General features: G+C 43.4%; 19 protein-coding genes, 1 pseudogene and 1 other annotated feature. All 20 genes and pseudogenes read left to right on the top strand.

The annotated features are described in order from the left end of the window. Nucleotides 1–56: 56 nt before the first annotated feature. The 20 genes and pseudogenes from fdhF (at nucleotide 57) to SRRS_RS10365 (ending at nucleotide 22670) form a co-directional block, all read left to right on the top strand. Nucleotides 57–2198 carry a formate dehydrogenase subunit alpha gene (gene fdhF, locus SRRS_RS10270; protein ID WP_371368503.1) on the top strand — a complete coding sequence of 714 codons (2142 nt, stop codon included), beginning with the start codon at nucleotides 57–59 and terminating at the stop codon, nucleotides 2196–2198. Nucleotides 2199–2241: 43 nt separating this feature from the next. After that, the gene (locus tag SRRS_RS10275) at nucleotides 2242–2787 is read left to right on the top strand and encodes a 4Fe-4S dicluster domain-containing protein (protein ID WP_371368505.1); all 546 of its coding nucleotides are present in this window, start codon (nucleotides 2242–2244) and stop codon (nucleotides 2785–2787) included. A gap of 12 nt (nucleotides 2788–2799) precedes the next feature. Beyond that, nucleotides 2800–4170, top strand: a complete 1371-nt coding sequence (locus tag SRRS_RS10280) for a [FeFe] hydrogenase, group A (RefSeq protein ID WP_371368507.1) — start codon at nucleotides 2800–2802, stop codon at nucleotides 4168–4170. A 4-nt stretch (nucleotides 4171–4174) separates the two neighbouring features. After that, the gene (locus SRRS_RS10285) at nucleotides 4175–4681 is read left to right on the top strand and encodes a 4Fe-4S dicluster domain-containing protein (RefSeq protein WP_371368509.1); all 507 of its coding nucleotides are present in this window, start codon (nucleotides 4175–4177) and stop codon (nucleotides 4679–4681) included. Between the two features lie 283 nt (nucleotides 4682–4964). Beyond that, nucleotides 4965–5663 (top strand): molybdenum cofactor guanylyltransferase, encoded by a 699-nt coding sequence (locus SRRS_RS10290; protein ID WP_371368511.1) that lies wholly within the window; start codon nucleotides 4965–4967, stop codon nucleotides 5661–5663. A 5-nt stretch (nucleotides 5664–5668) separates the two neighbouring features. Next, nucleotides 5669–5895 (top strand) — a binding site (T-box leader). A 48-nt stretch (nucleotides 5896–5943) separates the two neighbouring features. After that, the gene (locus tag SRRS_RS10295) at nucleotides 5944–8613 is read left to right on the top strand and encodes a valine--tRNA ligase (RefSeq protein WP_371368513.1); all 2670 of its coding nucleotides are present in this window, start codon (nucleotides 5944–5946) and stop codon (nucleotides 8611–8613) included. 144 nt (nucleotides 8614–8757) lie between these two features. Then, a complete protein-coding gene (locus tag SRRS_RS10300; protein WP_371368514.1) occupies nucleotides 8758–10050 on the top strand; it encodes a folylpolyglutamate synthase/dihydrofolate synthase family protein in 1293 nt (430 codons plus the stop codon). Between the two features lie 151 nt (nucleotides 10051–10201). Next, complete coding sequence (locus tag SRRS_RS10305; protein WP_371368516.1) at nucleotides 10202–11434, top strand: O-antigen ligase family protein; 1233 nt, start codon at nucleotides 10202–10204, stop codon at nucleotides 11432–11434. A gap of 225 nt (nucleotides 11435–11659) precedes the next feature. Then, entirely contained in the window at nucleotides 11660–12040 is a 381-nt protein-coding gene (locus SRRS_RS10310) for a DRTGG domain-containing protein (RefSeq protein ID WP_371368518.1), read from the top strand. Continuing rightward, complete coding sequence (locus SRRS_RS10315) at nucleotides 12019–12447, top strand: ATP-binding protein (protein ID WP_371368520.1); 429 nt, start codon at nucleotides 12019–12021, stop codon at nucleotides 12445–12447. Before SRRS_RS10310 ends, SRRS_RS10315 begins: the two co-directional genes overlap by 22 nt. Before the next feature lie 34 nt (nucleotides 12448–12481). Beyond that, on the top strand, nucleotides 12482–13822 hold the full coding sequence (locus SRRS_RS10320) for a [Fe-Fe] hydrogenase large subunit C-terminal domain-containing protein (protein WP_371368521.1): 1341 nt from the start codon (nucleotides 12482–12484) through the stop codon (nucleotides 13820–13822). 34 nt (nucleotides 13823–13856) lie between these two features. Further along, the gene (locus tag SRRS_RS10325; RefSeq protein WP_371368523.1) at nucleotides 13857–14198 is read left to right on the top strand and encodes a DRTGG domain-containing protein; all 342 of its coding nucleotides are present in this window, start codon (nucleotides 13857–13859) and stop codon (nucleotides 14196–14198) included. Next, nucleotides 14199–14939, top strand: coding sequence for a PHP domain-containing protein (locus tag SRRS_RS10330; protein WP_371368525.1), 741 nt, complete (start codon nucleotides 14199–14201; stop codon nucleotides 14937–14939). Nucleotides 14940–14995: 56 nt separating this feature from the next. Then, complete coding sequence (gene nuoE / locus SRRS_RS10335; protein WP_371368527.1) at nucleotides 14996–15502, top strand: NADH-quinone oxidoreductase subunit NuoE; 507 nt, start codon at nucleotides 14996–14998, stop codon at nucleotides 15500–15502. Between the two features lie 8 nt (nucleotides 15503–15510). Further along, entirely contained in the window at nucleotides 15511–16074 is a 564-nt protein-coding gene (locus SRRS_RS10340; protein WP_371368529.1) for an ATP-binding protein, read from the top strand. Then, nucleotides 16061–16426 (top strand): ferredoxin, encoded by a 366-nt coding sequence (locus tag SRRS_RS10345; RefSeq protein ID WP_371368531.1) that lies wholly within the window; start codon nucleotides 16061–16063, stop codon nucleotides 16424–16426. The genes SRRS_RS10340 and SRRS_RS10345 overlap by 14 nt, the downstream gene beginning before the upstream one ends. Before the next feature lie 28 nt (nucleotides 16427–16454). Then, nucleotides 16455–18245 carry an NADH-quinone oxidoreductase subunit NuoF gene (gene nuoF, locus SRRS_RS10350; RefSeq protein ID WP_371368533.1) on the top strand — a complete coding sequence of 597 codons (1791 nt, stop codon included), beginning with the start codon at nucleotides 16455–16457 and terminating at the stop codon, nucleotides 18243–18245. Nucleotides 18246–18301: 56 nt separating this feature from the next. Then, the gene (locus SRRS_RS10355) at nucleotides 18302–20029 is read left to right on the top strand and encodes an NADH-dependent [FeFe] hydrogenase, group A6 (RefSeq protein WP_371369786.1); all 1728 of its coding nucleotides are present in this window, start codon (nucleotides 18302–18304) and stop codon (nucleotides 20027–20029) included. A 133-nt stretch (nucleotides 20030–20162) separates the two neighbouring features. Further along, nucleotides 20163–21521, top strand: a pseudogene (locus tag SRRS_RS10360) (IS1182 family transposase); the annotation flags it as partial. Between the two features lie 507 nt (nucleotides 21522–22028). Next, nucleotides 22029–22670 (top strand): redox-sensing transcriptional repressor Rex, encoded by a 642-nt coding sequence (locus SRRS_RS10365; protein ID WP_371368535.1) that lies wholly within the window; start codon nucleotides 22029–22031, stop codon nucleotides 22668–22670. The last annotated feature ends 204 nt before the right edge of the window (nucleotides 22671–22874 follow it).

The raw sequence follows: 22874 nt of genomic DNA on the forward strand, positions 1-22874 counted from the left end.
AATTCCCCCGGCGTTTTATTATAGATTGGATTTTCTTAATAAAGGGGGATATTTAGTTGGAAAAAGTACTAACAGTATGTCCATACTGTGGGTCAGGCTGTCAAATGTATCTTTTGGTTGAGAACAACAAGGTTGTTGGCGCTGAACCTGCAAATGGAGCAATCAATGAAGGCGAATTATGTTTGAAAGGCCACTATGGCTGGGATTTTTTAAACGACACTAAAATCTTGAGTAAACGTCTTACTAAACCTATGCTTCGATATAACCGCGACGAACCTTTGCACGAAGTTGAATGGGATGAAGCTTTGGACTATGTCGCCGACAGGCTTAAGGCCATTAAAGAAAAATATGGCCCTGATGCGATTATGGGTACTGGATCGGCTCGTGGTACAGGTAATGAAACTAACTATGTTATGCAGAAGTTCATGCGAGCAGTTATTGGGACCAATAATGTCGACCATTGTGCCCGGGTATGCCATGGACCTTCTGTTGCCGGTCTGTCATTAATTTTTGGTAGCGGAGCTATGTCAAATTCAATACCTGAGATTGAAAACGCTGATTGTTTATTGATTCTTGGCTATAACGCTGCTGAGGCTCATCCTTTGGTAGCCAAGCGGATTATACGGGCTAAACAAAAAGGAGCAAAAATCATTGTTGTAGATCCGCGCAGAACTGAGGCTGCCCGTATTTCGGATTTGTGGTTGCAGCTTAATAACGGCTCTAATATGGCGTTAGTCAATAGTTTTGCTAATGTTATTTTAGCTAATAACTGGCAAAATGATAAGTTTATTGGCAGTTTTACCGAGGGTTTCGACGAATATCGTAAAACGGTGGAGCGCTATACGCCGGAATATGCTCAGACCATTACCGGGATTGCACCAAGTTTAGTGGAAGAGGCAATGAAGCTCTACACTCATTCTAAGAACTCCTTCATTTTGTGGGGGATGGGTGTAACTCAATTCGGTCAGGCTGTTGATGTGGTAAGAGGGCTTGGTTCGCTTTGCCTCTTGACAGGGCAAATTGGCAAGCCGAGCTCCGGGGTGGGGCCTGTACGTGGGCAAAATAATGTGCAGGGAGCCTGTGATATGGGAGCATTACCTAATGTCTATCCTGGGTATCAGGCAGTTACTGATGCAGCTAACCGCAACAAGTTTGCCAAGGCATGGGGTGTAGAGAAGCTGCCGGATAAAGTTGGTTTTACCATAACGGAGGTTCCACATGCGGTTGCCGCAGGCAAACTGAAAGCCTTTTATATTATTGGCGAAGATCCGGCACAAAGTGATCCTGATTCTGCTGGGTTGCGCAAAGCGCTTACGGAGTTAGAATTTGTTGTATTCCAGGATATTTTTATGAACAAAACAGCACACTTTGCTGATGTTATCCTGCCGGCCACAGCCTGGGGTGAGCATGGCGGGGTATTCAGCGGGGCTGACCGCCGCTTCCAACGTTTTAGAAAGGCTGTCGATGCTAAAGGTGATGTTAAGGACGACTGGATTATTATTGGCGAATTGGCCAAACGGTTCGACTATGATTTGACTTATAAAGATACAGAAGAAATCTGGAATGAATTAATTAGTTTGTGTCCGAGCTATGCAGGTGCAACCTATGAAAAAATCGAGCGCCAGGGTAGTGTGCTGTGGCCTTGCCGCACACCTGAAGACCCTGGTACGGACTATTTATTCAAAGGGAATATATTTCAAACGCCCAGCAAGAAAGGAATCTTTTTTGCTACTGAATGGCGGTCACCGGCAGAAATGCCTGATGAAGATTATCCGACAGTACTCTGTACAGTGCGCGAAGTCGGTCATTACTCATCAAGGACAATGACGGGTAACTGCTGGGGTCTAGCCAAACTGGCTGACGAACCTGGCTATGTTCAGATTAGCGAGGAAGATGCAGCGCGGCTGGGTATTGAAGATGAACAGCTTATGCGTGTTACTTCGCGGCGTGGCTCTGTAATGGCGCGTGCAAAGATTAGTGATAGAGTAAAAACGGGAGCCGTATATATGACTTATCAATGGTGGATTGGCGCTTGCAATGAACTCACAATTGATAACCTTGATCCGATTTCAAAAACACCGGAGTACAAATATTGCTCCGTAAAACTGGAGTCAATTCAGGATCAGGCACAAGCTGAGCAACAGCTTATCACTATCTACAACAATCTGAAACGCAAAATGGGTGCTATAGTGTCTTAGATAAAGTAAACCGAGAAGTTTAACTTCTGAAAGGGAGGTAAATATGGAAAAGTTGAGCCCGTTTGTTGTTGGAGACGGGGAGAAATGTATAGGCTGTAAAGCCTGTGAAGTCGCTTGCCATGTATCCCATAATGTACAGGGGATTACCGCAGGCAACATTGATACCCCGGTGTTCCCTAAGTTATTTGTTACTCGTGTGGAAAGAGTGACTATGCCGGTGCAGTGCCATCATTGCGAAGATGCTCCGTGTGCCAAGGCATGCTTGGAGAAGGCTATCTACTTCGAAGATGATAAAGTACTGATTAACACTGAAAAGTGTAAAGGCTGTAAAGATTGTTTGGTCGCTTGTCCATTCGGTGCCGTAGAACTTGTACCGCATTTTGTTAATGGCAAAGAGGTTATCCAGGAAAATTTAGGAAAGCCTCTACTGTATGGCAATAAATGCGATTTATGTAATGCCCGGGAAAATGGACCGATTTGTGTTGAAGTATGTCCGGAAAAAGCATTGCGCTTGGTGGAGCCTCATAAAGAAAAAAAAGAGAAAAATAAAAAAGCTGTTGCCACAATTGTTGGCATGTTTAAAAAATAGGAGGTGAGTCATATGCAATATACAATTGAAATTGATCAGGAATTGTGTACCGGATGTAAGAGGTGCACCAATGTGTGCCCTGTTGGTGCAATTGATGGTCCGGAAGGCATGCCGGTTACTATCGATTACAATAAGTGCTGTTTCTGCGGTCAGTGTGTACAGGTTTGCAGCGCTTACCAAGAATACAAATCGGAGACAAGTGCACCGCGCGAAACCAAGATGAAGGATCGCGGCTTATTGGATAGCGTGAAGGAACCTTTATTTGCCGCTCATAATATGGGGCATGCGCAAAAAGTGTGGGAAGCAATCAATAATCCTGATGTAATTACCATGGTTCAATGTGCTCCGGCCGTGCGGGTTGGTCTAGCCGAAGATTTTGGCATGGAATCAGGCGAACTGGTTGACGGCAAGATGATTGCCGCACTAAGAAAACTTGGCTTTGACCGGGTATATGATACTAACTTTACTGCCGATTTGACAATTATGGAGGAAGGCAGTGAACTAATCAAGCGGATACAAGAAAACGGTGTGTTGCCTATGTTTACTTCCTGTTGTCCAGCTTGGGTTAAATATGTAGAGCAAGAGCAGTTTGAACTTCATGAAAATCTGTCTACCTGTAAATCACCGCAACAGATGGCAGGTGCTCTGTTCAAGACATATGGCGCACAAGTAGACAAAATAGATTCTAAGAAAATAATGAGTATATCTGTTATGCCTTGTACTGCCAAAAAATTTGAAGCTTCCCGGCCGGAGTTGGATTCAAGCGGCAGTCAGGACGTCGATCTTGTTTTGACAACTAGAGAATTAGCTAACTTAATTAAGCACGCTGGTGTTGATTTCAAAAATCTTGAGCCGAGTAAGCCTGATTCTGTGCTGGGAGCCTATACTGGTGCAGGTCATATATTTGGAGTTACCGGCGGCGTTATGGAAGCTGCTTTGCGTACCGGTTACGAATTGATCACTGGCAAAGCCCTTGAAGATATAAATATTCTGGATGTGCGTTACAGTCAAGGTATTAAGCGGGCTACCATCCAGGTTGGTGATTTAGCGGTTAAAGTTGTCGTGGTAGCTGGATTAGCTAACGTAGCACCTATTATTGAAGAAATCAAAAATGGCACTGCGGATTTCCACTTTGTAGAGGTTATGGCTTGTCCGCAAGGCTGTATCAGTGGCGGTGGCCAGCCGAAGGTTTTAATAGAAACCGAACGGAAAGGCGTTTATGCCAAACGAATGGACTCTATGTATAAGCATGATAAGGAATTGCCGCTGAGAAAGTCTCACGACAATCCTGAAGTTACCAAATTATATAAAGAATTTTTGGGTAAGCCGCTGGGACACAAATCTCACGAATTACTGCATACTCATTACGTAAAGAGGGGGTAGGCTAATGATTAATACAGCCTTTGTTATTGGAAACCCTGACTTATGTATTGGCTGCCGTACTTGTGAGCTTGCCTGCGTCTTAGCTCACACCGATAAGAAATTAGGTACCGAAGAAATTAAGAATGTGCCATTTTCGCCCCGGCTGTCTGTTGTGAAAACAGAAGACATTAGCGTTCCTGTACAGTGTCGTCAATGCGAAGATGCACCCTGTGCCGAAGCTTGCCCGGAAAAAGCAATAGTGCAACGTGATCATACCATCTATGTCTTAGCTGATAAATGTGTTGGCTGTAAAAATTGTATGATGGCTTGTCCTATCGGCGCTGTATATTTAACGCGAGTAGAAGAAGATCCTTGCAAAAAATCGGCATATAAGTGCGATCTTTGCATTGATGTGCCGGAAGGACCGCAATGTGTAAAAAAATGTCCGACAAAAGCATTGTCAGTAGTGCTTCCCGAGACCATCAAAGAAAGTGTTAAAGAGAAGCGCGCCAATACTGTTCGTAACGTTTAGATTGTTGCTTACGTAATCATTAAAAATTACAGAAAGCTGTGGCATTTGTGCTACAGCTTTCTTCTTTAGGCTCTTACTGATTTGCCGCATTTTTTTGGTTTTGATGGTACAGATTTAACATTTTAGAGAGGCTTAGGCAGGATTTTAAATATGGTGGAACAATTCACTAATGAGGTGTTTAGTAAATTGATTTCCCAGATGGTAGAGGAAAGATAGCCGGTAGAACTGGCATAATCTTGACGCTATTTCTACAATTTAGTATAATTATGCCAAATGTCTATGTATGGATGGAGCGCTGGTTTTGTTAAGTAAATTCAAGGAAGGTCCCGGGTGGAGGAATAATATCACTCCGTTCATATTGGCTGGAGGCAAAAGCCGGCGAATGGGGACAAATAAATCGTTTGTAAAATTAGGTGGTAAGCCTCTAATCGAGATTATTGTAAAAAAGGTCACTGAAATTTTTGCCAATAAACCGCTCATTATTACCAACCGTTTTGCAGATTATGCGTATCTGGATTGTAATATGGTCAGTGATATTGTAAAAGACAAAGGGCCGTTGGGTGGTATACATGCTGGATTAACCAGTGCGTCAACGCCTTACATATTTGTTTTTGCCTGCGATATGCCATTCATTGAAAAAGATTTCGTTGACTATATGATTAGCCGTCTGCGCGACGAAGATATTCTTATTCCCAAAAATGGAGAGCGTGTGGAACCATTGCACGCCATATATTCTAAAAGGTGCTTGCCTGCCGTAGAGAGACATCTTAATGAGGATCACCGCCGGGTGCAAGATTTTTTCGGGGATGTAAATATTGCTTATGTTGAGCAATCTGAAATGAACAGGCTGAATTTACCGGAGGGTTACTTTATCAATGTAAATACTGTTGCAGATTTGTCCAAGGCTGAGAATTGCCTTAAGGGTACTAAACCCCCAAATCTTGACATTGTTTACTCGGATAGGTATAATCAAACTAACTAAACACAATAATGGCGAGGAATGGAAAAAGTATGCTGGTGCGCCTGCTCAGAGAGGGAACCCTAGGCTGGAAGGTTTCTCTGTGCGCAAGCTGAACGTCATCCAGGAGCCGCTGCATTGAACTATTAGTAGGTGCAGCCGGATTTTGCCCCGTTATGGCATGCAGGAGTGTCCGGTCTATTTAAGCCGGGAATTAAAGGTGGTACCGCGGAAGCTGAGTCTTTTCGTCCTTATGGATGAAAGGGCTTTTTCTATTTTTAGAACTAATACAAAGGAGGACAATATGGAGCAAGAGCAGACAAACAACATTTCTACTGTATATGATCCGCAGGCGGTTGAAGCCAAATGGTATAAATTCTGGGAGGATAGCAAGCTGTTTCATGCTGAAGTCGATAAAGACAAACAGCCATTCAGTATTGTTATTCCACCTCCGAATGTTACCGGCCAACTCCATATGGGTCATGCGCTAGACAATACCTTGCAAGATATTTTGATTCGCTTTAAACGGATGCAAGGCAATAACACGCTGTGGATGCCTGGCACGGACCATGCCGGTATTGCAACGCAAATAAAGGTTGAAGAAGTCCTGGCTCAGGATGGAAAAACCCGTTATGACCTGGGGCGAGAGGCTTTCATCGACAGGGTGTGGGATTGGAAAGCCCAATATGGCAGCCGCATAATCAATCAGCTTAAACGGCTTGGCGCTTCCTGTGATTGGGATCGGGAACGTTTTACCATGGATGAAGGCTGTTCTGAAGCGGTTCGTGAAGTTTTTGTCAGTCTGTATGAAGAAGGTCTTATCTATCAAGGGCACAGAATTACTAACTGGTGTCCGCGTTGTAATACTGCGTTAAGTGATATTGAAGTTGAACATGAAGAAAAACCGGGTAATCTCTATCATGTTCGTTATTTGGTAGAAGGTACTGACAATGAGTATGTAACGGTTGCAACTACACGTCCGGAAACTATTTTGGGAGATAGCGGTGTGGCCGTTCATCCGGATGATGCCCGTTACAAGCATCTGATTGGCAAAGGCCTCATTCTGCCGCTGGTAGGCCGGCGTCTTCCTATTGTGGCAGACGAATACGTTGATCCGTCTTTTGGTACTGGTGCCGTAAAGGTTACGCCGGCTCATGATCCGAATGACTTTGAAATGGGCTTACGGCATCAACTTGCTCAGATTGTTGTTATGAACCCTGACGGAACTATGGCTGCCGATACTGGTAAATATGCCGGGATGGACCGCTATGAATGCCGTAAGGCGTTGGTCAATGATCTTAAAGACCAAGGCTATCTTGTAAAAATTGACGAACATAGCCATGCTGTTGGCCATTGTCAGCGTTGTGCAACTGTTGTAGAACCGCTTGTATCAAAACAATGGTTCGTTAAGATAGGGCCGCTGGCAAAGCCAGCCATCGAAGCAGTGACTTCAGGTAAAATTCAATTTGTGCCTGAACGTTTTACCAAGATCTATACCAACTGGATGGACAATATCCGTGATTGGTGTATCTCCCGCCAACTTTGGTGGGGCCATCGCATTCCCGCCTGGTATTGCGAATGTGGAGAAGTTACGGTATCCAGAGAAGATATTACGGTTTGTCCCAAATGCGGTGGAAAGGTCGAGCAAGATCCTGATGTGCTTGATACTTGGTTTAGTTCTGCATTATGGCCATTTTCCACCATGGGCTGGCCGCAGGATACGGCCGAATTAAAGCAATTTTATCCTACCAGCGTCCTGGTAACAGGTTATGACATTATTTTCTTCTGGGTAGCCAGAATGATTATGATGGGACTTAAGTTTAAAAAAGAAATTCCGTTCCGCCATGTGTTTATTCATGGTTTAGTTCGTGACAGCCAGGGGCGTAAGATGAGTAAGTCCCTTGGCAATGGTATTGACCCGCTGGAAGTCTGTGATAAGTACGGAGCCGATACCCTCCGGTTCATGCTGGTAACAGGAAATACACCCGGCAATGACATGCGCTTTTACTGGGAAAGGGTTGAATCCAGCAGGAACTTCGCCAATAAAATCTGGAATGCTTCCCGCTTTGTTCTTATGAATCTGGAAGGTTTTGATTCCACCTTTACGCCCGGTGCAAACATGTTTACATTAGCAGACCGGTGGATTTTGAGCCGCTATAACCAAACAGTAGCTGATGTCACTCGTAACCTCGAACGGTTTGAGCTGGGAGAAGCTGCCCGGATGGTCTATGAATTTATTTGGGATGAGTTTTGTGATTGGTATATTGAGCTGGCCAAAGGCCGTCTTTATAATAAAGAAGATGCAGAAAGCCGCAAAGTAGCTCAATATGTGCTTAATTATGTTTTAAAGAGTACCTTAGTACTGCTTCATCCGTTCATGCCTTTTATTACTGAGGCAATTTGGCAAAATCTTCCCCATCAGGGCCTTAGCATTATGACGACGAACTGGCCTGAGGAAGATGCAACCCTTGCTAAACCTCAAGATGAGCAGCTTATGGCCGTTATCATGGAAGTAATTAAAGCTGTCCGGAATATGCGGGCTGAGGTTAATGTACCACCTGGTAAAAAGAGCCAAGTTTTGCTGAAGTTTGCTTCCGATGAACTTAAAACTAAAATAGAAGCAAATCTTGGATATATCAAGATTTTGGCTGCGGCTGACCCGGTCGAAGTTCTTGCAGCTAACGCAGCTACACCGGAAAACGCCATGACGGCTATAGTAAGCGGGGTAGAAATCTACCTGCCGCTCAAGGGGCTAATTGATGTCGAGAAGGAAAATGCCCGCTTAAACAAAGAGCTCGATAACTTAGATAAGGAATTGGCACGGATAGCAGGAAAACTGAACAATCCCGGGTTTACTGCCAAAGCTCCTGCCGACGTTATCGAAAAGGAAAAGGCAAAACAAGCCGAATATTTGGAGAAGCAAGCTGCTATTAAAGAGCGCTTGGTTTATCTGGCTAGTTTGTCCGATGACTAACTCGCGCTCTAAGATTCCTGCCTCTGTAGGCGGACTAAGTCCCTGGATAAATCCGACTAAGGTTCAGATGGGGTTAAAAACCTCATCTGAACCAAGTCTCCATTTATAGTGGTCAGTTGCCCAATAAAATTGGAGGTGTAGCATATGAATTATGAACAAACGATGAAATACCTCGAAAACCTTAGTAAGTTCGGTATTAACCTGGGAATGGCCCGCATCAAGCGGCTTCTTGAACTTATGCAGCATCCGGAACGTCGTTTCAAAACCATCCATGTTACCGGAACTAATGGTAAGGGCTCTACAACAGCTATGCTGGCATCTATTTTGACAGCCAGCGGAATAAAAAACGGCATGTATACTTCCCCTCACTTAACTGATTATCCGGAACGGATGGTAGTTAATGGCAAGGAGATGAGCAAAGAAGAATTTGCCCAGGCGATTACGTATACCAGTCAATTTGTTGAACAAATGTTGTCAGATGGCTTTGAACAACCGACCGAGTTTGAAGTGATTACGGCAGCTGCATTTTACTATTTTGCGGCCATCGGTGTTGAATATGCCGTAATTGAAGTTGGACTGGGAGGTCTTCTGGATTCGACGAATGTCATTATTCCTGAGGTGTCAGTCATTACCAATGTTACACTCGAGCACACGGATCGTTGCGGCTCTACTATTGCCGATGTCGCCCGTCATAAAGCCGGTATTATAAAAGACGGTGTACCGGTAGTTACTGCGGCCAAGGGTGAGGCGCTTGACATTATCAAGCGGACAGCGGCGGAAAAAGGTTCCCGGTTATACGCCAAAGAAGAGCATTTTTATAGTCGGTTTGTGGGATTTGAGAATGGTAAGCAACGGGTAGCAATTGACGCTGGTGCATTTGGCCGAGTTGAAACTGAGCTTAATCTTATTGGCTGTCACCAAGTAGAGAACAGTGCTGTGGCTGCTACTGCGGCGCTGGTTTTAGCTGCGGGTGAACATCGTATCACTATAAAAGCGATAAAGTCTGCGCTTGCGATTGTACGCTGGCCGGGACGTTTTGAAATTTTCCCCGGGGCTCCGGTTATTATTATTGACGGAGCACATAATCCGGACGGTGCCCGGGTACTTAGACAGAACCTGGATCAGGTATTCCCAGGCAGGAAGATTACTTTTGCTCTAGGAATTTTGCGCGACAAGGATGTATCGGGCATTATTCGTGAACTGATCCGGCCTGAAGATGCTGTAGTTACTGTTCAGCCGCTTTCCTACCGGGCGGCAACGCCTGAAGAGATAGCCCGGGAAATAGAGGCAAGTCATGTGGAGGCAGCTGCCTCAATTGACGGAGGTATTGACAGAGCTGAAGAGTTAGCGGGTGCTGAAGGCGTGGTATGTGTAGCTGGTTCGCTGTATTTAATTGGTGAAGCCCGCCAAATTATCTTAAGAAGTAGACAAATGTAACGTAATTGTATATAATAAAAACTGGCGCTTGGATGTAATTTTTCAAGCGCCAGTTTTTTGGTTTACCTTAGCATACATAACATTAAATTGCGATTATTAAATAAACTATTATATGAATTATTAGTAAAATTTGAAACCGTAGGTGGAAACTGTGTATATTGCATACTCGTACAGCAGCCGGACCCAATATCGTTTGGATTATTTTATTGAACAATGTATTTTGGCGGTAGCCTTTTTCTTGCCAATGTCCTTGGATGTTGCCACTTTGTTTTTAGGTGCAGGTACTGCTTTATGGATCGGCAAAATGGTACTTATAAAAAAAGTGCTTTTAAAGCGAACACCGTTTGATGTAGTTGTTGCGCTTTTAGTCCTTTTATCTGCAGCTTCGGTAATTGTTTCGCCAGATAAAGGGTTTAGCTTTTACAACTACTATCACTTAATGGGTCGCTACATAATAGTTTACTATTTGGTTATTAATAATCTGACTTCACTACAGCAAGTGCAGCGTTTAGTGGGGGCAGTATTAGTCTCGGCTCTGCTAGTTGCCTTTTACGGATTTTATCAGTACATACATGGTGTGGACATATCCGCTTTTCAATGGGTGGATGGTGAACAGTTTCCAGATCTCAAAGTAAGAGTTTTTTCCACCTTGCAGAACCCCAATCTTTTGGCAGGTTTTTTAGTGGTAGTTATGTCTCTTGCAGTTGGTTTAGGACTTCACATGGAATCTATGCAAGGAAAACTGCTCTTGTTTGCTCTTGTTTTTCTGTTAGGAATTTGTTTAGTGCTTACATACTCTCGGGGCGCATGGCTAAGTTTAGTTGCAGTCACTGCTGTTTGCGGGCGTTTATATAATCGAAAAGTATTATGGGTGTTTTTATTAATTCCAGTAGTTGCTCTGGTTTGCCATGATGCAGTTATAGAACGCTTAGTCTCTATTTTTAATCCAACCGATACTTCTTCCACTTTACGCTTAGCGCTATGGGAAAGTACTATTGCTATGATTTTAGATAATCCGCTATTTGGTATTGGCTGGGGCTCTTACTGGATGGTTTACCCAGACTATGACTTTTTTTTGAATAATCCGGCGGCACGGATAGTGCATGCCCATAACATGTATTTACATATTGCTGCCGAGATTGGAATTCCGGGACTTCTGGTTTTTTTGGGAATTATTTATTGTCATACTAAAAAAGCTATAGATATATTGGGCCAAACAAGAAATCAGCAGGTAGCCGGACTTATGCTTGGCGTAATTGCGGCAGTGGTTGGTTTAGCAGTAAATGGGTTTACTGATTACATTATGTTTAATATTCAAATGTCAATGTTGTTTTGGCTCTTAAATGCTGTTATTATTTCTGTAGGGCAAAGTAAATGCCGATAGTTTAAGCAGTATAGAATACGTTTTGAGGTGTGTGCACAAACCTGTATTTCTATGCAATTTATTTTATAAATGCCAGCAGGATTTATAACAAGTAACGCGAATAAAACAGAATTGATAGGGTTATTATGTGGACATATAGGGGATCCGTACCCCTCTAATTTTTTATTTGTAGTTTTGTGAAATTTCACACAAGTATTGATAATCTTGGCTCATGGAGGTGCCGTGGTGAAGCTAATCCAAATAAGAAAGGCGTTGGATGCTGAGGTACTCTGCGGAATGGAATCGCTGGAACGGGAAGTAAGGAGCGCTTGCGGCTCAGACCTTATGAGCGATGTCTTGGCTTTTACAAAAGAGAACGCACTCTTATTAACAGGATTAACCAACATTCAAGTGATTCGTACCGCTGAAATGAGTGATTTGGCTGGTATCTTGTTTGTACGCGGAAAAAGGCCGCCGCCAGAAGTAATTGAAATGGCTGAAAAGATGGGAATACCTTTACTTTTAACCCAGCGCCAAATGTATGAAGCCTGCGGTGTGCTATATAAAGACGGCCTGGCCGGGTGCTCGCCAAAGGAGGAAGCACATTGCTGCCAGAACAAGGAATAGTACTAAAATTTGAATTACAAGGCGCAGACTTTAATAGCGCCGGCGAAGCATCAAGCAAAATTAAACGAACTCTTCAGCAACTAGGGGTGCGCCCCGATATTATTCGCCGGATTGCAATCAGTGCATACGAAGCAGAAATGAATGTTATTATTCACGCGTATCACGGGAATATCTTAGCTCAAATTTTTCCTGACCGAACCGAATTAAAGGTCGAGGACGAAGGGCCGGGAATTCCCGATATTAACCTTGCAATGAAAGAAGGGTATTCTACTGCTCCGGATCACATACGTGAAATGGGGTTTGGTGCTGGAATGGGGTTGCCTAATATAGTGCGGTGCACCGACAAATTTGATATAAAAACAGTGACAGGAACGGGAACAAAACTTAGTATGATCATCTATCACTAATAAAGAGATAGAATAAGATTGAGTGGTGAAAGTGATGGAAGAACGTTATCATTCAGTGCGAATAACGTCTGAAAAATGCCAGGGTTGTGTAAACTGTACGAAACGTTGTCCGACTGAAGCTATCCGAATCCGTGGCGGGAAAGCTCATATCACATCTTCCCGATGTATTGACTGTGGTGAGTGTATCCGTCATTGTCCAGGTCACGCCAAGACCGCCGTTACTGATGAATTGGCCGATTTAAAGAAATATAAGCACAATATTGCTTTGCCGGCACCATCTCTTTATGGCCAATTTAACGCAGATATCCCAGTTAGAGCTATTTTGTCCGGACTCTTGAAACTGGGGTTTGACGAAGTGTTTGAAGTTGCTCATGGAGCAGAAATTGTCTCGCTCGCAATTCGGGACTACCTCAAACGTTCTGATATTAATCGTCCGGCTATTTCCTCAGCCTGTTCTGCAGTTGTCCGGCTTATTCAAGTCAAATTCCCTGAACTTATTGACCATTTGGTTCCTTTCGATGCTCCTGTGGAGGTAGCTGCCCGGTTAGCCAGAGCCGAGGCGGAGAACTTGCCTGATCTTGCACCGGAAGATATCGGGATTTGGTTTATTACTCCTTGTCCTGCAAAAATGACAGCGGTAAACCAGCCGCTAGGAACGGAAAAATCAAGTATTACTGGGGCAATTGCTATTAATAAAATATATTCGGACTTAGTTAAAGTGGTACATGCCGATAGTCAGGATGCCCGCCGTCAAGCTTCCTGGGTTGGCGTCGGATGGGCGGTACCAGGGGGAGAAACATCGGCTGTAGGTGTAGAAAATGTCTTAATTGTGCATGATATTCACCATGTTATTAATGTGTTAGAACAAGTTGCATTAGGTAAGCTTAAAGATGTGGATTATATTGAGGTATTGGCTTGTGCCGGCGGCTGCATTGGCGGGGCTTTAACTGTTGAGAACCGATATGTTGCGGAACATCGAATGAAACAGAGGATTGAAAAAAAGAAAATATTGGATCCACAATTTGGGAGAACCCCACGAGCTGACTATTCGGAATTTGAACTTGGCATAGCTGGACGCAAGGCGATTGAACCTAAGCCGGCAATGCGGCTGGATGCTGATATTACCAAAGCAATGTCCAAAATCGAAATGATGGATGCAACATTGAAGAATTTACCTGGTCTTGATTGTGGTTCATGCGGGTCGCCTAACTGTAAAGCGTTAGCTGAAGATATAGTTCAAGGGCGGGCAAGTATGACTGATTGCCTGTTTCTCTTAAGGAAAAAGGTGCGGGATTTAGCCTATGAAATGGTTAATTTGGCTGATAAGTTGCCCCCGCCGCTTGATAAAGAACAAGAACAAGAACAAGATAAATAGTCAGTTTATTAAATTGGTGTTGGGAGGAGTATTTGTGACTGTTCAAGAATTGACTACAACTTTACCGTTACAAGTAGTATCTGGTCATTCTAACCTCGGTAAGGAAATAAGTGGTGGATATGCTTCCGATTTACTGAGTAATGTCATGGGGCAAGCACGTGCCGGCAATGTGTGGGTAACTATGCAGGGACACCAGAATATTGTAGCGGTGGCATCCCTTGCTAACCTAACTGCTGTTATAATTGCCGGGGGAGTAGAGCCTGATCAAGACGCTATTCGCAAGGCTCAGGCCGAGGAAATTGTCATCCTGACAACGTCACTTTCCACATTCGAAGTAGTTGGTCGCTTATACAAACTGGGTATTATGGGACAATAAATGCGCAAGTTTGTGGCAGACCTCCATGTTCACTCACTGCTTTCGCCTTGTGCTGCTGTAGAGATGACACCGCGTAACATTGTTTGGCATGCGGTACAACATGAAGTTGATATAATTGCCATTACAGATCATAATGCTTGCGATAATGTGGTTGCTGCTTTGGAAGCTGCAAAAGGCACTGAAGTTACGGTACTGCTTGGAATGGAAGTGGAAAGCAAAGAAGAAGTTCATCTCATTGTCTTATTTGAAAAAATGCGACAGCTTAAAGCCTGGGAGCAATTTATTAAGAGTCATTTGTCAGGTAGGCTTAACGATGCTGAACGGTTTGGTGCTCAGTTTATAGTTGATGCTGAAGATAATTTTATTGCCGAGAAGACTGAGCTATTGCTGACTTCGTTAACTGTAGGCATCAGTGAAATTACTAGCCAAGTAAAAAATCTCGGTGGTATATGTATTGCCAGTCATGTAGATAGGCCAACCTATAGTATAATTTCGCAATTAGGTTTTATTCCGCCTGATGTTGATTTGGCAGCTGTTGAGGTATCAAGAAATATGAGTATAGCGCATGCGGCTGAGCGTATTCCTGCGATTGGTCGTCTGCCTGTAATAACAGCCTCGGATGCACATGTAATGGACGATTTTGTGAACGGACCAAAAACAACTTTCTATCTGGAACAGCCGACGATAGAGGAAATCCGTCAGGCATTATTAGCTCAAAACTCACGAAAGGTGGTGGTTTAGCCACTATTATAGCGTCATCATACGTAACTGCGATTTTTTCATAAGGAGGAGTTATCATGAACAGCGACAAGGAAACTAAATGCTGCTGCGGTGGCGGCGAAGCAGGCAAGCTAGCTCTGGATCAACTAGACGCAATTCTAGAAAAATACCAGGGTGTAAAAGGTGCTCTTATCCCAGTACTACAGGAAGCACAGAATGCTTATGGTTATTTGCCTAGAGAAGTTATCAAGCATATCGCAGAAAAAATGTCCATACCAGTTAGCCAAATTTACGGAGTAGTAACGTTTTATGCTCAGTTTCATCTTAATCCCCGTGGGAAAAACATTGTCCGTGTGTGCCAAGGGACCGCTTGCCACGTACGTGGCGCGAAAGGCATTCTTAAAGCCCTGGAAGATAGCCTGCAAGTTAAAGCCGGAGGCACAACTCCTGATCTTAAATTTACATTGGAAACAGTGGCCTGTATTGGTGCCTGTGGTTTGGCTCCGGTACTGATGGTCAATGACGATACCCACGGCCGCCTGACTCCCGAAGTAATTCCTGAGTTATTGGCTAAATACGCCTAGACTGACTAATGCGTGAAATATCTCTTCATATACTTGACCTAGTTCAGAATTCGATTGAGGCCGGGGCGACATCAGTAAAGTTAGATATTATTGAAGATATGACTAAAGATATCATGGTTATCAGGGTCTCTGACAATGGCCGGGGTATGGACGAAAAAATGCGTCAATTAGTTATAGATCCCTTCATTACCACTAGGACTACCCGAAGGATAGGGCTGGGGTTACCGCTAATGGACATGTCTACGAAACGCTGTGGAGGATATCTTAATCTTACTTCAACGCCTGGAAAAGGTACGGTAGTTGAGGCTAAATATCAGCACAGCCATTTGGATAGGCCACCTATGGGAAATTTAATAGAAACAATTAAGACTATACTTGTTGCTAATCCCACATTGCATTTTTTATATTATCATACCGTTAATGGCAGGAGTATTTCGGTTTCTTCCCAGGAGTTAGCTAATACTTTGGAGGGTATCCCATTAACTCAACCAGATGTATTAGTTTGGTTGCACGGATATTTGTCAGATCATATAACCAATTTGTACGGAGGTGCTAAAGATGAAAACAATTGAGGATTTGAAACGTCTGCGTGAACAGCTTAAAACCCAAAATAACTTACGCCACGAAGGCGGCGTTCAAGTCATTATTGGTATGGGAACTTGCGGAATTGCTGCTGGCGCTCGCCAAGTTATGACTGCCGTTTTAGAAGAAATTGCCAAGCGGAAGCTTGAAGATGTTAAAGTTAGCCAGACAGGCTGTATTGGAATGTGTGAGAAAGAAGTTCTGCTTGATGTTGTAAGACCTGGTGAGCCACGGATAACTTACGGCAGAGTTACACCGGCAGATGTCCCCAAAATTATTGCCGAACATGTAGTTAACGGGCGGATTGTAGCAGAGCTTGCTGTCGGTAAAATAACTGAATAATTTTGGTAGAGTAACAGGAGGGGATATTATGGAACATATCAGAGCGCATGTGCTTATTTGCGCCGGTACCGGCTGTGTGTCTTCAGGCTCGAAAAAAGTTGAAGCCGCATTCCGGGAAGAACTGGCCAAAAAAGGTCTAGATAAAGAAGTAAAAATTATTGAAACCGGCTGTCACGGCTTTTGTGAAATGGGGCCGCTGGTAATTATTTATCCAGAAGGCACTTTCTATGTTCGTGTTCAGGAAACCGACGTTCCTGAGTTAGTTGAAACCCATTTATACAAAGGGCGTATCGTCGAGCGTTTGTTATATACAGAACCTCTTACCCACGAAAAAATTCCTAGCTATAATGAGATTGATTTCTACAAAAAGCAAATGCGACTTGTACTGCATAATTGTGGACATATTAATCCTGAAGATATTAAGGAATATATCGCCGAGGGTGGCTATGAAGCTTTAGGTAAAGCTTTATCAGAAATGAAGCCTGAGGAAGTAGTAGAAGAAGTTAAGAAAGCCGGCCTGAGGGGTCGTGGAGGCGGCGGCTTCCCAACTGGTATGAAGTGGGGCTTTACCCGCAATGCTCCCGGCGACAAAAAGTATGTTGTTTGTAATGCTGACGAAGGTGACCCTGGTGCATTTATGGACCGCAGCGTACTTGAAGGAGATCCCCATCGCATTATTGAAGGTATGGCAATTTGCGGTTATGCGATTGGCGCCGACGAAGGTTATGTGTATGTCCGCGCAGAATATCCGCTAGCTATAAAGCGTTTAAGAATTGCTATTCAGCAAGCCGAAGAACTGGGCCTCTTAGGAGAAAATATTTTAAATTCCGGTTTTAACTTTAAACTTAAGATAAAAGAAGGTGCCGGCGCTTTCGTATGCGGCGAAGAGACAGCTCTCTTAGCTTCTATTGAAGGCAAACGCGGTATGCCGCGGCCGCGTCCGCCATTCCCGGCTATTTCCGGTCTGTGGGGCAAACCTACCAATATTAATAATGTTGAGACTTTTGCCAATGTTCCGCAAATTATTTCCAAAGGTTCCGAGTGGTATGCTTCCATAGGCACCGAACGCAGTAAAGGCACTAAAGTATTTGCTCTTACCGGTCGTATTAATAATACTGGCCTGGCGGAAGTTCCAATGGGTATTACCATGCGCGAAATCATATATGATATCGGCGGCGGTATCCAAGGCGGCAAAAAATTCAAGGCAGTTCAAATCGGTGGTCCATCTGGCGGCTGTCTGCCTGAAAACTTACTTGACTTGTCTATCGATTATGACTCCTTAATTCAAGCCGGCGCTATGATGGGTTCAGGCGGCTTGGTTGTAATGGACGAGACCACTTGTATGGTCGACGTTGCTAAGTTCTTCCTGAATTTCACGCAATCAGAGTCTTGTGGTAAGTGTACTCCATGCCGCGAGGGGACTAAGCGTATGCTGGAAATTCTCACCCGGATTACTGAAGGACAAGGTCGGGAAGGCGATATCGAATTGCTGGAATCTATGGCCAAAAACATTAAGACCACCGCTCTTTGCGGCTTAGGTCAAACTGCTCCCAATCCTGTATTGTCAACGCTGCATTATTTCCGTGATGAATACGAAGCCCATATCAAAGAAAAACGCTGCCCGGCTGGTGCTTGCAACAATCTGCTGAAGTACAGCATTACCGAAGCATGTAAGGGCTGCGGTCTTTGCAAAAAGGCTTGTCCGGTTGGAGCCATCAGTGGCGAGCTCAAAGTCAAACATGAGATTGACCAAGATAAATGTATTAAATGCGGCGCTTGCTTCGAAAAATGTAAGCTAAAATCAATCCTTAAAGCCTAAGAATTGATGAATCTCCAGGACGCAAAATGACTGGGAGAAGAGAGGGTGACATGACGATGGAAATGGTTAATATAACAATCGATGGGCAAAAGGTAAGTGTACCCAAGACATCGACTGTTCTTGAAGCAGCGACTTCGCTTGGAATAAAAGTTCCGACTTTATGCTATCATCCTGAGCTGCGCGTAGAAGGAGCCTGCCGGGTCTGCATGGTTGAGGTTGAAGGCGCTCGCAGCTTAGTTGCATCTTGCGTTTATCCCGTAAATGAAGGCATGGTTGTTCGGACCAATACTGCTGCTGTACGCGAAGCGCGTAAGACAGTTGTTGAACTCTTGCTGGCTAACCACCCTAGTGACTGCTTATCCTGTCAGCGTAATTTAAATTGCGAACTGCAAAGTATTGCTGCTGACCTTGGGGTGAGAGAAATTCGTTTTGACGGTGAAAAGAAAAATTATCCATTAGATAATGGTAATCCATCGATAGTCCGTGACCAAAATAAATGTATTTTATGTGGCCGTTGCATTCGTGCTTGTAGCGAACGCCAGGGTGTTCATGTTTATAGCTTTGCCAACAGGGGCTTTGACACAACTGTCGTTCCGGCCTTTAACTTAGGATTAGATGAAGTGGCTTGTACATTCTGCGGGCAATGTGCGGCTGTATGTCCAACAGGCGCTATTGTTGAAAAAGATGATACCCAAGCAGTTTGGAATGCTATCAGCGATCCTACTAAACATGTAATTGTGCAAACAGCACCGGCAGTACGCGTTGCTTTGGGTGAAGCTCTCGGTTTACCGCATGGTTCCATTGTTACTGGTAAAATGGTAGCTGCGTTAAAGCGTTTAGGCTTTGACAAAGTATTTGATACAGACTTTTCAGCCGATCTGACCATTTGGGAAGAAGGATCAGAGTTTATTGAACGGTTAACTACAGGTGGCACGCTGCCGATGATTACTTCTTGCAGCCCAGGCTGGGTTAATTTCATTGAACTGAAATATCCGGATCTTTTAGATCACCTCTCAACAGCCAAATCGCCGCAGCAAATGTTCGGTGCGCTGGCCAAAACCTATTATGCGGAGAAAGCGGGCATTGATCCGAAAGACATTGTTTCGGTATCTATTATGCCATGTACCGCTAAAAAGGCAGAAGCAGTTCGTCCGGAAATGAAATCCAGCGGCTATCAGGATGTTGACTATGTTCTGACCACCCGTGAACTCAGCCGGATGATTCGTGAGGCGGGTATTAGTTTTGCCAAGTTAGAAGAGGCTCAGTTTGATGCTCCTCTGGGTATCGGATCTGGTGCCGGTGTAATCTTTGGTGCCACCGGCGGCGTAATGGAAGCTGCCCTTCGTAGTGTTGTTAAGATGGTAACTGGTAAAGAACTTGATAATATCGAATTCCATAATGTTCGCGGCATGACTGGTATCAAAGAAGCTGAAGTAACTGTCAAAGAAGGCTTAACAGTTAAAATTGCAGTAGCTCATACTTTGGCAAATGCGAGTGTAATTTTAGATAAAATCCGGGCCGGTGAAGCCGACTATCATTTCATCGAAATTATGGCTTGCCCGGGTGGTTGCTCTGGTGGTGGTGGACAGCCAATAATTACTTCTGCTGAGCACCGTCAAAAGCGTATTGATGCTATTTATGAGTGTGATAAATGCTCAGAACTCCGGAAATCACATGAAAATCCGGCAATAAAAGAACTTTATGATACTTGGTTAGGAAAACCGCTGGGTGAGAAATCACATCACCTCTTACACACCCATTATCATCATCAAAAGAAATGCTAGAACAAAAGGGATGTCCAATGGACATCCCTCAGGCTGTCGACAAAGTCGGCAGCCTTTTTATATTTGAGAACCTCTTCTAATCCGGTGTGAAATATAGTAAAATAGAGATAATAAGAGATTGGGAGAGATAATCGTGCTTAAGAAGAAAAACAGAGTGATAATCGACCAAGTCGAATTTGTTTGTCTAAGCGAGCTAGTTCCACAAGATCATTTACTGCGCTTAGTTGATGCAAGCATAAAATTCGATTTTATATATGATGAAGTTAAAGATTTATACAGTGATACTACTGGCAGACCCAGTATCGATCCGGTCGTTCTGATAAAATTGCTAGTACTGCAGATTTTGTACGGTATTACATCTATGCGTCAAACAATTAGCGATGCTCAAGTCAATCTTGCTTACCGCTGGTTCTTAGGCTACGGCTTTCAGGAGAAGATACCGCATTTTTCTACCTTCGGGAAGAATTATGAAAGACGGTTTAAAGAAAGTGACCTCTTTGAAAAAATCTTTGAAAGAGTGTTATTTGAGGCCATAGAATGTGGTTTTATCAAAGCAGATGCTGTATTTTTTGATGCTAGTCATGTTAAGGCCAACGCCAATAAAAACAAGTATGTTAAAAAGATGGCCCAGCATCGAGTACATAAATATAAGCGTGAATTGATGATTGAAATTAACGCTGACCGTGAATCACATGGCAAGAAACCTTTTACCGATGACAACGACAATGATTCTGACGGAACAATGATTGAAGAAAAGGAAGTCAAAGAAAGTACAACTGACCCAGAAAGTGGTATGTTCCATAAAGGTGAAAAAGAGCGTTGCTTTGCTTACACCGCCACAGTGGCCTGTGAGCGCAACAATTTTATTCTTGGTGTTAAAACAGCCCCAGGTAATGTTCATGATAGTCAGGTGTTTACCGATGTATTTCAAGATGTCATTGAAAAATTTAATGACATAAAAGCAGTAGTTGCCGATTCTGGTTACAAAACGCCGGGAGTATGTCGTGAAATTATGCAAGCAAATAAAATACCGGTTATGCCCTACAAACGCCCTATGACTAAAGAAGGATACTTTAAGAAATACGAGTATGTTTATGACGAATACTATGACTGCTATATCTGCCCCAATAACCAAGTGCTAAAATATTCCACTACAAATAGAGAAGGCTATCGGGAATACAAAAGCAATCCCAAGATATGTGTCCAATGCTCACTGCGTATGCAATGTACCCAAAGCCAAAACTTTACAAAAGTCGTAAACCGGCATATCTGGGAATCTTGCGTTGAATATGCAGAGGATGTCCGTCATACTCACCAAGGCCAAGACCTATATCGCCGCCGAAGCCAAACCATTGAACGTGTCTTCGCAGATGCGAAAGAAAGACATGGAATGCGCTATACTCGCTATCGTGGCTTGAGGAAAGTACAACACTACCTCACGCTTCTTTTTGCGTGTATGAATTTAAAGAAGTTAGCAATGTGGAAAAAAAAGCGCGGTATGTTACCGCCTTTTTCAAGAACTTTTCCGTCTATGTTATCAAAATTTATGAAACTCGTAACTATTAACAAAATCCCGCTTGTTGGCCTTCCGGCCTGAAGCGGGATTTGTCTACACTCTGAGGGATGTCCAATGGACATCCCTTTTTTGATGGAACAAGTAACTTTTATCTGATTATGTGCCGCTTAAAGTTTTTGCTGTTACAAAGTTTTGCGTAAGTTAAGTTTTATTTACTAAGTCAGAATGATACCTTCCGCTGATTATGATTGAGTGAGGTCGCTTTAGGACGATCGTTTGTAAGGACTTGACACAAGATTAGTCATTTTTCACGTATTTTTTGCATATTTGCTGGTTATTTTTGGTATGATATACAAATATAAATAGGCTTTTTTTAGTGTGCTAAGAAGGAATTTACCAAATGAGTGAGAATAGTAACATGTATGCAAAACCAGAAGCTGCTTATTAAGAGCGCTGACTATTGTAGGGAGAGTTGGTTGGGTCATGAAAGAAAGTAAAGGAAATGCTGTAATTTCTAAAGCAACAATTGACCGGTTGCCACTGTATTACCGTACCCTTAAGCTAAGTCAAGAAGAAGGCATAGAAATAATATCATCAGACGAATTAGGTAGAAAAATAGGAGTTACTCCTGAACAAATTCGCAAGGATTTGTCAGCCTTTGGCGAGTTCGGGAAAAAAGGTGTAGGCTACTATGTGCGGGAACTTATGCGTAATATCGGTGAGATACTTGGCCTCAACCGTAAATGGAACATTGCCATTGCCGGTGTCGGTCATTTGGGCTGGGCGTTAGCCAATTATGCTAATTTTTCACCGCAGGGTTTTCAACTTCAGGCTATTTTTGACGTTGATTCGGATAAAATTGGCCGTTATATTAACGAAGTAGAAATTTTCCACATCGATAGAATGAAAGAAATAGTAGCTGCGCGTGACATACAGATCGGTATTATAACCGTTCCGGCTGAGCATGCACAAAGCACCGCCATGCGCTTTGTGGAGGCCGGAATCAAAGGAATATGGAACTTTGCGCCTATTAAGTTAGATGTGCCCGCCAATATTCAGGTAATTAGTGAAGATCTTTCCGTGGGTCTTAGCAGTATGTCATATTATCTTTCGCGTCAAAATTGACGCTATTTTTTTCAATAATATCTCAATTTAAGAAGGATTTTGTCTTATTGCGTAGAATACGTATAGTATAGAACAATATTAGTATAACAAATATTTATAATATATACGGATGGGTGGTAATTATGGCTACCTGGAAGTATAGAACGCAAACTTCGCTCTTATGGTCTGGCGCCTAACCGGTGTTGGATAACTAGTAAGTGCGCA

Origin of the sequence: Sporomusa rhizae (genome assembly GCF_041428845.1) — a bacterium.
Classification (GTDB): domain Bacteria; phylum Bacillota; class Negativicutes; order Sporomusales; family Sporomusaceae; genus Sporomusa; species Sporomusa rhizae.